At 49.3% G+C, this 13,898-nt stretch carries 12 protein-coding genes, 1 pseudogene and 1 riboswitch; of the genes and pseudogenes, 6 read left to right on the forward strand and 7 right to left on the reverse strand.

All coding sequences use genetic code 11. The features are described 5' to 3' along the window. Positions 1-313: 313 nt before the first annotated feature. The 5 genes from ynfE to dmsD all read left to right on the forward strand — a co-directional run bounded on the left by ynfE (position 314) and on the right by dmsD (position 7,508). A complete protein-coding gene (ynfE, locus tag EOJ37_RS09890) occupies positions 314-2,773 on the forward strand; it encodes a selenate/tellurate reductase subunit YnfE (RefSeq protein ID WP_127959762.1) in 2,460 nt (819 codons plus the stop codon). Between the two features lie 54 nt (positions 2,774-2,827). Continuing rightward, on the forward strand, positions 2,828-5,290 hold the full coding sequence (locus tag EOJ37_RS09895; RefSeq protein ID WP_127959763.1) for a DmsA/YnfE/YnfF family dimethyl sulfoxide reductase: 2,463 nt from the start codon (positions 2,828-2,830) through the stop codon (positions 5,288-5,290). Continuing rightward, the gene (locus tag EOJ37_RS09900; RefSeq protein ID WP_127959764.1) at positions 5,290-5,907 is read left to right on the forward strand and encodes a DMSO/selenate family reductase complex B subunit; all 618 of its coding nucleotides are present in this window, start codon (positions 5,290-5,292) and stop codon (positions 5,905-5,907) included. Before EOJ37_RS09895 ends, EOJ37_RS09900 begins: the two co-directional genes overlap by 1 nt. A 1-nt stretch (position 5,908) precedes the next feature. Further along, on the forward strand, positions 5,909-6,769 hold the full coding sequence (locus tag EOJ37_RS09905) for a DmsC/YnfH family molybdoenzyme membrane anchor subunit (RefSeq protein WP_127959765.1): 861 nt from the start codon (positions 5,909-5,911) through the stop codon (positions 6,767-6,769). Between the two features lie 124 nt (positions 6,770-6,893). Further along, positions 6,894-7,508, forward strand: a complete 615-nt coding sequence (gene dmsD, locus EOJ37_RS09910; RefSeq protein ID WP_127959766.1) for a Tat proofreading chaperone DmsD — start codon at positions 6,894-6,896, stop codon at positions 7,506-7,508. Positions 7,509-7,706: 198 nt separating this feature from the next. Here the strand turns inward: dmsD and cspE are convergent, their stop codons facing one another. From cspE to pabB, 7 genes and pseudogenes are all read right to left on the reverse strand, one after another. After that, a complete protein-coding gene (gene cspE / locus EOJ37_RS09915; protein ID WP_002221949.1) occupies positions 7,707-7,916 on the reverse strand; it encodes a transcription antiterminator/RNA stability regulator CspE in 210 nt (69 codons plus the stop codon). Positions 7,917-7,957: 41 nt separating this feature from the next. Next, positions 7,958-8,074 carry a DUF2627 domain-containing protein gene (locus EOJ37_RS09920; RefSeq protein ID WP_127959767.1) on the reverse strand — a complete coding sequence of 39 codons (117 nt, stop codon included), beginning with the start codon at positions 8,072-8,074 and terminating at the stop codon, positions 7,958-7,960. A 699-nt stretch (positions 8,075-8,773) separates the two neighbouring features. Then, positions 8,774-9,754, reverse strand: coding sequence for an MBL fold metallo-hydrolase (locus EOJ37_RS09925; protein ID WP_420820630.1), 981 nt, complete (start codon positions 9,752-9,754; stop codon positions 8,774-8,776). 36 nt (positions 9,755-9,790) lie between these two features. Beyond that, complete coding sequence (locus EOJ37_RS09930) at positions 9,791-10,504, reverse strand: purine nucleoside phosphorylase YfiH/LACC1 family protein (RefSeq protein WP_127959769.1); 714 nt, start codon at positions 10,502-10,504, stop codon at positions 9,791-9,793. A gap of 159 nt (positions 10,505-10,663) precedes the next feature. Continuing rightward, the gene (mntP, locus tag EOJ37_RS09935; protein WP_127959770.1) at positions 10,664-11,239 is read right to left on the reverse strand and encodes a manganese efflux pump MntP; all 576 of its coding nucleotides are present in this window, start codon (positions 11,237-11,239) and stop codon (positions 10,664-10,666) included. Between the two features lie 14 nt (positions 11,240-11,253). Continuing rightward, positions 11,254-11,435, reverse strand: a riboswitch (yybP-ykoY riboswitch). A gap of 106 nt (positions 11,436-11,541) precedes the next feature. Next, positions 11,542-12,117, reverse strand: a pseudogene (locus EOJ37_RS09940) (CoA pyrophosphatase); the annotation flags it as partial. Further along, positions 12,117-13,484, reverse strand: coding sequence for an aminodeoxychorismate synthase component 1 (gene pabB / locus EOJ37_RS09945; protein ID WP_127959772.1), 1,368 nt, complete (start codon positions 13,482-13,484; stop codon positions 12,117-12,119). The pseudogene EOJ37_RS09940 and the gene pabB, both read right to left, overlap by 1 nt. 92 nt (positions 13,485-13,576) lie before the next feature. Here pabB and EOJ37_RS09950 point away from each other — a divergent pair, with 92 nt between their 5' ends. Next, entirely contained in the window at positions 13,577-13,864 is a 288-nt protein-coding gene (locus EOJ37_RS09950) for a YoaH family protein (RefSeq protein ID WP_240651696.1), read from the forward strand. The last annotated feature ends 34 nt before the right edge of the window (positions 13,865-13,898 follow it).

Genomic DNA, 13,898 nt, shown 5'->3' on the forward strand with positions numbered 1-13,898 from the left:
TGGAAAAATAGTCAACTGGACCAACTGCTGCCCCTGCCCGGTAACACCTTCTCCTCATCCACCTAATCTGCCGCTCACCTTAACCACTTAATATAAACTCGCAAGGTGAGATCGCCGGATGTTTACATTGGAAACAGCAATGCAACCTGAAATATCGCGAGTATGCGCAAAGCGTAGTGAAAACGGCTATCAACATACGTGTTTTGTATTTACCTTCCCCCATGCCTAGTTAGCTTCAACTCATTGAGGTATCAATACCTTCAACCCAAGGAATGAAGTTTCCCTCGCTGAGGGAAAAACCTGGAGTGAACCTATGTCCGACAAGAAATCAACTGCATCATCATCGATAGGTATCAGTCGTCGTACGTTAGTCAAATCAACCACCGCAACTGGATTGGCATTGGCAGCCAGTGGGCTGGTGCTACCCTTCAGCCAGGCGACACCACGAGCACCATTGGGGGGAACGGAGACAGGCAATAGCACCACAACGGATAAGGTGGTATGGGGGGCCTGCTCAGTCAATTGTGGTAGTCGATGTGCATTGCGGCTACATGTGCGTGATGATGAAGTTTATTGGGTTGAGACAGATAACACCGGTGTAGATGCTTATGGTGATCATCAGGTGAGAGCCTGTTTACGAGGTCGTTCGATTCGCCGTCGTATCAACCACCCAGAGCGATTGAACTACCCGATGAAACGGGTTGGCAAACGGGGTGAGGGCAAATTTAAGCGCATCAGTTGGCAGGAAGCCTACGATGAGATTGCGAACAACCTAAAGCGCATTGTTGAAAAATATGGTAATGAGGCGGTTTATATCAACTACGCCACTGGCATTGTTGGCGGCAATATCACCCGCTCATCACCGTTTGCTTCATTGGTTGCAAGATTGATGAACTGCTATGGCGGCTTTTTAAGTTTCTATGGCTCATACAGCACCGCACAGATCTCCTGTGCGATGCCATACACCTACGGCAGCAACGATGGCAATAGCACCTCTGATATTGAAAACAGCAAACTGGTGGTGTTATTTGGCAATAATCCAGCGGAAACACGCATGAGTGGCGGAGGCATCACCTATTTCCTGGAACAGGCACGTGAACGCTCAAATGCACGCCTCGTGGTGATCGACCCACGTTATAGCGATACCGCTGCCGGACGAGAAGATCAGTGGCTGCCGATCCGGCCGGGTACAGATGCTGCGTTAGTCGCTGGCTTAGCGCATGTATTAATCAGCGAGAATTTAGTCGACCAACCCTTTCTAGATAAATATTGCGTGGGCTACGACGAAAAGACGCTACCTGCGGGTGCCCCTGCTAACGGCCACTATAAAGCCTATATTCTCGGCAATGGTGAAGATGGCATTGAAAAAACGCCAGCATGGGCTGCCAAGATCACCGGTATTCCTGCTGATCAGATCATTAAACTGGCACGTGAGATTGGCAGCACCAAACCGGTTTATATTGCTCAGGGCTGGGGGCCACAGCGCCACGCGAACGGTGAATTAACGTCGCGTGCGATTGCCATGTTACCGATCCTGACCGGCAATGTTGGCATTCATGGTGGCAACAGTGGCGCGCGTGAATCGACCTACACAATCACCATCGAACGAATGCCAGTATTAAAGAATCCGGTCACCGCACAGATTTCTTGCTTTAGTTGGACGGATGCCATTGCACGCGGAGCTGAAATGACGGCGACCCGTGACGGTGTTCGCGGTGTGGAACAGTTACCGGTACCGATTAAATTTCTCTGGAACTACGCGGGTAACACCCTTATTAACCAGCACTCCGATATCAATAAAACCCATGAAATTTTGCAGGATGATGCGTTATGCGAAATGATTGTGGTAGTGGAAAACTTTATGACCTCATCGGCGAAGTATGCCGACATCTTGTTACCCGATTTAATGACGGTGGAACAGCAGGACATTATTCCGAACGATTTTGCTGGCAATATGGGTTACTTGATCTTTAGTCAGCCAGCCACCTCAGCCAAATTTGAACGCAAGCCGATTTATGAAATATTGAGCGAGGTTGCACGCAGGCTAGGAGAGGATGTCTATCAAAAATTCACCGAAGGGCGCACCCAAGAGCAGTGGCTGCAATACCTGTATGCCAAAATGCGCGCACGGGATGCTGATCTTCCCAGTTACGAAGCACTGCGCGCCATCGGTATCTATAAACGCAAAGATCCGCAACAACATTTTGTCGCCTATAAAAAATTCCGTGAAGATCCAGAGGCAAACCCACTAAAAACACCGTCGGGTAAAATTGAGATCTACTCCAGCAGATTGGCGCAGATAGCCAGTAGTTGGCAACTGGCTGCTGATGAAACAATCAGCCCGTTACCGATCTATGCCTCAACCTTTGAAGGTTGGGATGATCCACTACGTAGTCGATATCCGTTACAGATGTTCGGTTTTCATTATAAATCAAGAACACACTCCAGCTACGGCAACATTGATCTGCTAGAGAGGTCTTGCCAGCAAGAGGTGTGGATCAATCCGGTCGATGCACAACAGCGCGGTATTCTCAGTGGTGATTTGGTCAGAGTATTTAATCAGCGCGGTGAAGTCAGGGTTGCCGCTAAGGTGACGCCACGGATTATGCCAGGTGTGGTGGCGATGGGACAGGGTGCTTGGCACCAGGCCAATATGAGTGGTGATCGTATCGATCATGGTGCCTGCATGAATACCTTAACCACCCATCGTCCTTCACCATTAGCAAAAGGAAATCCGCAACATACCAACTTGATTGAGATTGAAAAGGTGTGAGATGGGTTCTAACTGCGGTGGTGCCATTGGCTTAATGAATCAGAGCGAAAACATATGAGCGAATCTGAAAAAAAATCACTCTCTGACCTGGCGTGTTCCAGAAGAGCCTTAGTGAAAACTAGCGCAATAGGGGGATTGGCCTTGGCTGTCGGTGGTGTAGCGCTACCGTTTAGCCGTCAATCAGATGCCAAAATACCCACCACAGCTATGCCAGAACGGCAGCAGAACGAAAAGGTAGTTTGGAGTGCCTGTACCGTGAACTGTGGCAGCCGTTGCCCATTACGTATGCATGTGGTTGATGGCGAAATTAAATACGTTGAAACGGATAATACCGGTATTGATCGGTATGGTGACCGGCATCAGGTCCGAGCCTGCCTGCGAGGGCGCTCAATGCGCCGCCGTATCTATCATCCTGATCGCTTGAAATACCCGATGCTACGGGTAGGCAAACGGGGAGAGGGTAAATTTAAACGTATCAGTTGGCAGGAAGCATTTGATCTGATCGCGATGAATTTACAGCGAATTATCAAGCAGTATGGTAATGAAGCCATCTACTTGAATTATGGCACCGGTACGTTGGGTGGAACGGTTGCACGCTCTTGGCCTCCGGCTAATTCGCCGATTGCGCGGTTGATGAATTGCGTAGGGGGATATCTCAACCATTATGGTACCTACAGCACCGCACAAATCAGTTGTGCCATGCCTTATACCTACGGCGGCAGTGACGGTAACAGCATCTCCGACATCGAAAACAGCCGGCTGGTGGTGATGTTTGGTAACAATCCGGCAGAAACACGCATGAGTGGCGGCGGCATTGTCTACCAACTGGAAAAGGCGCGTGAGCGCTCGCAAGCAAAAATGATTGTGATCGACCCGCGCTACACCGATACCGCCGCCGGTCGAGAGGATGAGTGGATACCGATCCGCCCTGGAACTGACGCTGCATTGGTGGCTGGGTTGGCACATGTGCTGATCAGTGAGAACTTGGTTGACCAGCCATTTCTGGACAAATACTGCATCGGCTACGATGAAAAAACGCTACCTGCGGACGCACCGGCAAATGGGCATTACAAAGCCTACATCCTTGGTCTGGGGCGTGATGGTATTGAAAAAACACCGCAGTGGGCAGCGGAGATCACCGGTATTCCGGCAGCGCGGATTATTAAGTTGGCCCGTGAAATTGGCAGCATTAAGCCAGCCTATATCTGCCAAGGGTGGGGGCCGCAACGCCATGCCAATGGTGAGTTAACGGCACGCGCGATCGCTATGTTAGCGATTTTAACCGGCAATGTTGGCATTGCGGGTGGCAATACCGGCTCACGAGAGAGCAACTACGCACTGCCATTTGAACGAATGCCAACACTGGAAAATCCAGTGAAGAGCAGTATCTCGGTCTTTTTATGGACCGATGCGATTGAGCGAGGTGCGGAGATGACCGCAATCGCAGACGGTGTACGCGGCAAGGAGAAGTTGGACGTGCCGATTAAGTTCATCTGGAATTATGCCGGTAATGCATTGATCAACCAACATTCTGATATTAATAGAACGCACACTATTTTGCAGGATGAGGGCAAATGCGAAATGATCGTGGTGATTGATAATCATATGACTTCATCGGCAAAGTACGCTGATCTGCTGTTGCCGGATTGCACCGCCGCTGAGCAGATGGATTTCTGCCTAGATGGCTACGCCAGTAATCTTGGCTATGCCATTTTTGCCAGCCAAGTGATTGAACCACGCTTTGAGTGCAAAACAGTGTATGAGATGTGTCGTGAAATTGCCTGTCGTCTGGGGGTGGAACAGCGCTTTACCGAAGGGAGAACACAGCAGCAGTGGTTGCGTCATCTTTATGACAAATCAAGAGAAAAATTACCGGATTTACCCTCCTATGAGCAGTTTCAGCAGCAAGGGATTTTCAAGAAAATGGATCCGCGTGGACACTTTATCGCCTATCAGGCTTTTCGTGCTGATCCGGTAAAAAATCCGCTGAAGACCCCGTCAGGGAAAATTGAGATCTACTCGTCACGGTTGGCAGAGATTGCGCAAAGCTGGCAACTGGATGAGCAAGATATCATTGATCCACTTCCAATTTATGCTGATGGGTTTGAAAGTTATGATGATCTGCAATGCAATAAATATCCATTACAGATGACCGGGTTTCACTATAAATCGCGTGTTCACTCCACCTATGGCAACGTTGATGTGCTGAAAGCTGCCTGTCCGCAGGAGGTATGGATTAATCCAGTTGATGCCCAGAAACGTCAAATCAATCATGGTGATCTGGTGCGTATTTTTAATGATCGCGGCGAAGTGCGTATTAGCGCCAAAGTCACGCCGCGCATTATGCCAGGCGTGATTGCTGTTGGCGAAGGGGCTTGGTACGCCCCTGATGAAAACAAAATTGATCATGGGGGCAGCATGAACGTCCTCACGACCCAACGCCCTTCACCATTGGCGAAAGGGAATCCTCAACACAGCAATTTGGTTGAAGTCACTAAGGCCAAAGGGAACCGCTAATGACAAAACAGTATGGTTTTTACATTAATTCAGCGCGTTGTACCGGTTGTAAAACCTGTGAGCTTGCTTGTAAAGATTACAAAAACCTCACCCCGGAGGTCAGTTTCCGACGTATTTATGAGTATGCCGGTGGTGAGTGGCAGCAGGAAGGGGATGTCTGGCATCAGAACGTCTTTGCCTACTACCTGTCGATTGCCTGTAACCACTGTGCTGATCCGGCCTGTAGCAAAGTCTGTCCAACCGGGGCAATGCACAAACGGGAGGATGGCTTCGTGGTGGTGAACGAAGAGGTTTGCATCGGTTGCCGTAACTGTCACTTGGCTTGCCCGTATGGTGCACCACAGTATGATTCGGTGAAGCGTCATATGACCAAGTGCGACGGTTGCTATAGCCGAGTTGCAGAGGGTAAAAAACCGATCTGTGTTGAATCCTGTCCACTGCGTGCACTTGATTTTGGCCCGATCGACGAGCTACGTATCAAACATGGCACGCTGGCGGCAGTGGCACCGCTGCCTGCAGCACGCTTTACTCAGCCGAGCATTGTGATCAAACCCAATGCCAATAGCCGCCCTAGCGGCGACAGAACTGGCCATTTGGCCAATCCGAAGGAGGTTTAACATGGGTGCAGGATGGCATGAGTGGCCGTTGATGCTGTTCACGGTGACGGGGCAGTTTGTTGTGGGTGGCATGATCGTGATCGGGCTGGCATTGATCAGCGGTAAATTGACTGAGCGCGAGGCGAGAGCAGTACATGGCAGTATGTTGTTTTTATGGCTGCTGATCGGAGCTGCATTTGCTGCTTCTCTGATGCACTTAGGAACACCATTAAGAGCGTTTAACTCCTTAAATCGTATTGGGGAATCTGCACTGAGTAATGAAGTTGCGGCTGGGCTGTTGTTCTCTATTGTCGGTGGGCTTTACTGGCTGTTAGCGATGGTAAAAAAAATGCCACAGGCACTGGGGCGGGTGTGGCTGGTGGTGACCATGCTACTGGGGCTGCTATTTGTCTATGCGATGACGCGTGTTTACCAAGTTGAAACCGTGCCGACTTGGCACAGTGGCTATACCACGATCAATTTCTTGTTATCGATGTTGATTGGTGGCCCACTGTTGGGGGCATTACTGCTGCGTGCAGCGGGATTGGAGGTTGGAGCTCGTAACCAGCTTATTCTAGTGAGTGTTTTTGCTGTGTTACTCAGCCTCGCTGTTGCTTTGTTGCAAACGAGCGAATTGGCGATGATCAGTAGCTCTGTGCAACAGGCATCGGCGTTGATCCCGGCCTATGGACAACTGATGGTGTGGCGGCTGGTGCTGCTGGTGCTGGGGCTCAGTTGCTGGATTTTCCCACAGCTTCACTACGGTAATGTCAGCGTATTGGGGCTGTTGCTGGGGCTGATACTGCTCTTTGCCGGTGAATTGCTAGGACGTGCGCTGTTTTATGGCTTGCACATGACGGTCGGTGTCAGTGTCGGCAGTTAACTGGTTGCTGCTTACCCCTGCTGGAAATAGCGATACCAATCGACTATCTCGCTCAATACAGTAGGGATAGCGGGCAACCTGGGTACAAATGCGCTTTTCATTGGGCGATTGGGAATACTAAATTATGCGAGTGGATAACATTGCGTTACCGGGACGTGTACTGGGAATGTTACTCGCCCATGCACCTGAGAGTGAAGCCATCCAGCCGCTGTTGGTTTCGCTGGCTGATCCACACTGGGTCAGCCAGTGGCCCTATCCGGTGATGCCAGCAACCAGCACGCTGATTGCTAGCGGGTTGGTCTATCAGGCAGAACCGTTAGCGGCGGCGTATCAGCGGCTGTTTATCGGCCCCGATGCACTGGTCGCTCCGCCTTGGGGATCGGTCTATCTGGATCGTGAGAGTGTGCTGTTTGGTGACTCAACACTCCGATTGCGCCAGTGGCTACGCCAACATCACCTGCAGATACAGCAGGCAACAGGTGAACCGGAAGATCACATTGGAACTTTGTTGATGCTGGCCGCTTGGCTAGCCGAACAGCAGCAACAGCAGTTAGTCACGCAGTTATTCAGTGATCATCTGTTGCCGTGGGCGGCGCGTTACTTCCAGTTGCTAGCACAAGGCGCATATCACCCTTTTTACCAAGGTGTTGCACAATTGGCACAACGCACCTTTGCTGGCTGGAAAACTGATGGAGTTTTTGGTACCGATAACCAACCAGTGGTACGGCTCTATTTCTGATTAAGCGCTGGTATCAATGACAATCACCGAGAGCGGTATCAAGCAGAACCACAGCCGTTCTCGGTTGCCGATTGGCTGTTGTCTTTTGATCGTGAACGATACGGCAGGGTGAAAATATTGACAGCGCCGCAAACGGGGAGCACGGTAGAAACGAAAAAGCCCACACAGAGGCGGGCTTTTTGTTACAGCTAATACTAATTAGATAGCTGTAACATTAACTGCTGATGGGCCTTTTTGGCCATCTTGGATTTCGAATTCAACGTTCTGGCCTTCGGCGAGGGTTTTGAAACCATTACCCTGAATGGCAGAGAAGTGTACAAACACATCTTTGCTACCGTCAGCCGGGGTGATGAAACCGAAACCTTTAGACTCGTTGAACCACTTAACTTGACCTTTGATCTTCGCCATCTTGAGTATTTCCTTTGGATTGTTTAAACCGCCCGTAGGCGTCACACAGACAAACTAGAGTCGTTACTGATTGAGGCACTAAGATAAGGATCGGCAGAGAAGCGGTATACAACGTTAACGTCTTTACTCTGAACTTCTTTACTGAAAATGCCACACATATACAGAACTGTACCTCGTTTTACCCAAGTGCGTTATCACATACTCTGTAAATTATCGCAAGCCATTTTTAATCAGTGATAGAGGTGTCGCACATATTTGGAATTGTCTGGCAAAAAAATAGTGCAAATAGTCTCAAATAGGTTGAACTCAGCGTTGTTTTCTGCTTGGCAATGTGAGTATCTACTATGGGATGCTGTTTCAATTTGCAACAAAGTTTTCCTGGTTAACCGGGTTGGTTTGACAATAAATAATTGATGCTATCCGGTGATACGACAAAAAAAATATCGACGCTCAGATCGGTTTGAACGGCATGTTGCATACTACTGAATGATGGAAAAGTGAACGGTTAACCGGCTTTATCAGCTACAAGCTACGTCATTAGAGGAAAAGCTGGTTGTGATAGGCTAAATGTCGGCAGGTTAACATAGCGTTTTCAGTGATGGGTTTTGCATAAATATGCAATAAGGAAAATGCTGTAAATTGAGTTGGTTATTATGATAAATAGTTAAAAAATTAATGCTGCCATTATGGATAATAAGGCTGAAAATATTCCTCACACTGTAATCAGCCATTTTTATCGAATAAAGCCGGAGAGCAAGGTATTTGTTCCGGCTTGTATTCAAAGGCATATGCTGCGCCCAGAAAAGCAATAGATGACAATTTAACATCAGCAGTTAAAATGGCATAAAGTGTGCTTGTTAAATATTGACATGAGAGCCGATTTTGATCGGTTGAAATTGATGTTGCAACAAGCCCGCATCATTTAACGCGCGTGCCAATTCTTGTGGCGGCTCGTCCAGCGCTTCGTCAGCCAATTCAAACACTCCCCAATGAATAGGGATCACTTTGGGTTGATTTAATTGCTGATACAATCGCACCGCTTGTTGAGGATCCATATGTTGTTCACGCATAAACCATCTTGGGGCATAGGCACCGATCGGCAGAGCTGCGAAATCAAAAGGCCCAAGGCGTGAACCTACCTCGGCTAAACGTTCGCTGTAACTGCTATCACCAGTGAAATAGAAACGCAGCGCAGGATGGTGGATCACCCAACCACACCAGAGTGATTGATTGCGATCCCACGGGGTACGCATCGACCAGTGTTTGGCCGTGGTAGCATGGATCGTCATTGCATCGATCTGGTAGCTTTGCCACCAGTCAAGTTCGATCACACGTTTGGCTGGATAGCCACGGAACCAGCGTTTTAATCCCAGGGGCACGATAAATATCACTTCACGCTGCTGGTGGGTCAGTTCACGAATGGTGTCCCGATCAAGGTGATCATAGTGATTGTGCGAGATTAACACCAGGTCGATAGGCGGCAGTTGTTTTACCTTGATCGGTGGTGGTGTTTTACGTATCGGGCCATAAAAGTTGACCGGAGAGGCGCGCGGTGACAGTACGGGATCGATCAGAATATATTTACCGGCAAGGCGGAGCAGCAGCGAAGCATGACCGAGCCACCAGATTGCATCTTGATTTCCACTTAAATCAACAGGTTGCCACCAGTCCTGAATGAATTGTGCATAGCCATTTTGCGGCGGTGGCGGCAATGCCAATTTTTTGCGCTCTGCGCGCCAGCGTTGCAGATCCTGAAGTTGGTGCGCGACGGCTTCCGGATCACGGAAGCCAAATCGGGTATGGTGCGCTTTAGTGGCATCATAATATTTATTGACCATAACTATTCATCTCTTTAGGTTGTTCCCTGTGCCAAGCTATCCGCTAATGATAATACCTGAATGTTGATGACGCCCAGTGATAGTGGGATAAGTGGGGTCCTGCTCACGGCGTTGGCTGGTGCGGCGATAGCTGGTGTAGTTAAACTTGTCTAACGCGTTAGGGTCTGGATCCAGGCTACAAATGGTGCAACCACCAGCACGATCAACCGCATGGAAACCTAATGCACGCAGTTTGTGTTCAGCAATCGCGGCCAAATCGAGCTGACGGTAGCTGGGGCTAATTACCGTAGCAGGGAAAGGTAGTGCCTGGGTAAAATCTGCGATCAGCGCTTCTGTAACCTGGTAGCAACAGGCGCGCGCCGCTGGGCCAATAGCAGCGATCCAGTTTTCAGTCTGATCCTGTTGGCAGATCTGTTCGGCCATTTGCTCCAGAATCCCAGCCAGTAAACCACGCCAGCCAGCATGAACCACACCGACCGCCTGACCATCTAGGCGACTGAACATCACGGGCAGGCAGTCAGCAGTTAATACACTAATTAAAATACCAGGGGTGCGGGTAAAGAAGCCATCAGCTTCACCACACTGTTGCATGGGCTGACGCACTTCAACAATCCGGGTGCCATGCACCTGTTTTTTTTCAGGCGAAGTATCGGAATAAGGTGCCAATAGCGGTGGTAACAGCGCACTTTTATCGCCAAAGCCATGGATAATTCCAGGGATGCGAGCAAGCAGTGAAGAGTGGTCGGGCATAACAGTCTCCATTCTGTAGTATTAAGAGCAATCGCATAGCTCAGTTAACTCAGTATGCGGGAGTTTTACCGCTATGATTTTATCATAGCGGTGTTGCTTGCATTCTTAGATTTGGCTTGATTGTTAAATCAGGTCAGCCATTCTCTGTGGAGAACGGATTTAAGCTAACAGCCCTAGATGGTCGAATAAAATATTTATCCCGATGCCGATCAACACCACGCCACCTAACAGTTCAGCGCGTTTGCCAAGCAGTGGGCCAATATAGCGCCCTAACATAATGCCCAAGGTGGTCATTATCATCGTTGCCAGACCGATCGCCATTGCAGTATGCATAATATTGACTTGAAGGAATGCTAAACCGACACCGACCGCCATGGCATCAAGACTGGTGGCAATCGCAGTGGTCACCAGCAGCCAGAAACCGTGACGACGGATTTTCTGTTCTTCTTCTGCTTCCGGTTTATTTTTCAGTCCTTCGCTAATCATGCGTGCACCGAGGATAAACAGTAAGGTAAAAGCGATCCAGTGATCCCAATCCATAATATATTGGCTGGCCAGTAATCCAGCGCTCCAACCAATCAGCGGTGTGATCGCTTCAATAACACCAAAAATAACACCGGTACGCAGTGCTTCACGCAAGCGAGGTTGATGTAATGCGGCACCTTTACCAATTGAGGCAGCGAAGGCGTCCATGGACATGCCAAAAGCCAGGATAACAGTAGCAGAAAGGTTCATTTAGTGAATAGCCTCGGTTGGGTAGTTTCCATATACACGCAACCCACCCCCAACCATGCGATGAGATTACGTGCCTATGGTCTCGCCAAGCTATCGGCCGCCCGCACCACGTTCAGTAGATAAACGAGTATGTTGATACGGGCGTTTCTTGCTTACGAACAGGCAAGAAACCGGCTACTCCCCAAATGACGGCGCAACAATACCATATTGTTATTAGGGTAACCAAATGAAAAATCATCACCGCCGCTAAACAAAAGCGTGCTGGCTGATGGCAATTGAGAGGCGCTACATCGGTTGCACGAGATCTTAAGTTGTTGTGCTAATCGATAGATGATGGCAGCAGTGAGTCCCCAAATTAACTGTTGTTGTTGCCAGAAAAAGTAGATACGTCGTTGCTGATTGCCTGCCGGGATATCTAACCGATGATAACGCGATAGCATCAGTGCTTGCTGTAGCGGAATTTCAAATATTGTCGCCACTTCCTGTTGATTAGCGATCGGTTGAATATTGCTCGGTAATAAACCGACTATCGGTATGACGTGAATACCGCTATGGCTAGTGATAGACGGCAATTGCCCAAGTATACGTACCTGTTCAGATGGAATGGCTACTTCTTCTGCTGCTTCACGCAATGCGGTGATAATTGGCGAACCATCCTGTGGATCCGCTTTTCCACCGGGAAAGGCGACCTGTCCAGCATGCTGGCGTAGAAAATCAGCGCGGCGGGTAAGCAATAGCGTCGGTGTAGGGCGGCAGATAATTGGGATCAGCACCGCTGCGTGATGAGTCTGTACTGCAGGCGTCGCTTCCAGCGGTTGTAACAACTGAAAGCGGTGAATAAATGTGGCTAATGAGGATATTGACGGTTGCTGGTTGATCAATGGGTTAACTCCTGGAGTTGTGCCAAGATACGACCGACCTTATCAAAAGTCTCCTGATATTCGGCCTGCTCCTCGCTGTCGGCGACAATCCCTCCGCCAGCGGCGCAGTAGAGTGTGTGCTGATCAGTAAATAGGGTGCGGATAGTGATGCTGCTGTCCATGGTACCGCAAAAGCTCAGATAACCGATACTGCCACAGTAAGCACTGCGACGTTGTGGTTCTAGCTGTTCAATAATCTCCATTGCGCGTACTTTGGGTGCTCCAGTAATAGAGCCGCCAGGGAAACAGGCGCGTAACAGTTCACATGCACTGCGGTTGGCAGGTAATAGCGCGCTGACGGTGCTGACCAAGTGATGTACCGCTGCGAAAGGCTCGACGACAAACAGTTCCGGCACTCGGACACTGCCGGGTTCTGCGACGCGACCAATGTCATTACGGAGTAGATCGACGATCATTAAATTCTCGGCGCGATTCTTTACTGAGCTGATCAACTTCTCTGCTTGTAGCGCATCTTGTTGTGGATCGGCTAAGCGTGGCAGGGTGCCTTTGATCGGTCGAGTCTGGATCCGTTGTTCGGCCAAGTGGAGAAAGCGTTCAGGTGAGAAGCTTAATACTGAATGTTCAGGCAGACGCAGAAAAGCAGAAAAAGGGGCGCGATTAGCTTGGCTGAGTTGGCAAAATGCCTGCCACTCATCGCCTTGGTAACGGCAGGAAAAACGTTGAGCAAGATTAATTTGGTAGCAGTCACCAGCACGTAAGTAACGTTGGATTTGACGAAATTTTTCTCCATACTCTGCGCGAGTCATGTTGGCCTGCCAATCGCTGGTTAAACGAAATGGTGTGCTTGGCTGTGGTTGTTGCTGTGTCAGCCATCGCCAACGCTGCTCAAGATCACCGTGGCTGAGCAGCGTCAGTTTCTGTTGCTGATGATCGGCAATCAATGCCCAGTCATAAATGCCGATCGCCATTTCAGGCAGTGTGACATCCGCTTGTGCCAAGTTAGGCAGTGATTCGACTTGGCGTGCCAGATCATAGCCAAACAGTCCCAGCGCACCACCTTGAAATGGCAAATCAGGCTCTGGGCTTGCCTGTAGTCCAATCGCATCAAGTTGCTGTTGCAACAAAAGGAAGGCATCGGCAGTTGAGAGATGGCATTTTTGCTGTTGTCGGATCTCGGTACAACCAGCGGTGGTCGTTAAAGTCACTCGTGGATCAGCAACCAGAATATCAAAGCGATTGTGTGTATGTTCAGCAAATCCGGAGTGTAACAGCATCGCCCAAGGTTGTTGTGCTAATGGAGCAAACAGTGTGAGCAGTGTGTGGCGATCATAAGGCAGAGATTTTAGCTTGGGTTTAGCACTCATGGATTTTGATTAACCTGATTGATATCTAACGATACTGAAGATAAATAATTGTCGTTGATTATAACCCGCTTAGGCTGGATGAGGGAAAACAGTTGAGCGGTACTACCGTTTATGACGACAACGGTTATACTGGGCGACCCCATTTAATTAACGAGTCATTTATGTTTTCCAGGATGCCATCATTAACCCATCAGCAGCAACAGGAAGCGGTGGAACAGATCCAGCAACTGATGCAGCAGGGATGGAGCAGTGCCGAAGCGATTGCCCATGTAGCAGAAGAGCTGCGAAAAAAACGCCGTATTGAATCGTTAAATCTGCCAGCGAGTGATGATTACAGCAATGATAGTGATGGCGGAGATGCTGGCGGCGGTGGTGATTAACGATAGGTAACGGCAAAGTAGCAGATCAGCATCT

This window comes from Serratia microhaemolytica, from assembly GCF_004011885.1.
Taxonomy (GTDB): Bacteria; Pseudomonadota; Gammaproteobacteria; order Enterobacterales; family Enterobacteriaceae; genus Serratia_G; species Serratia_G microhaemolytica.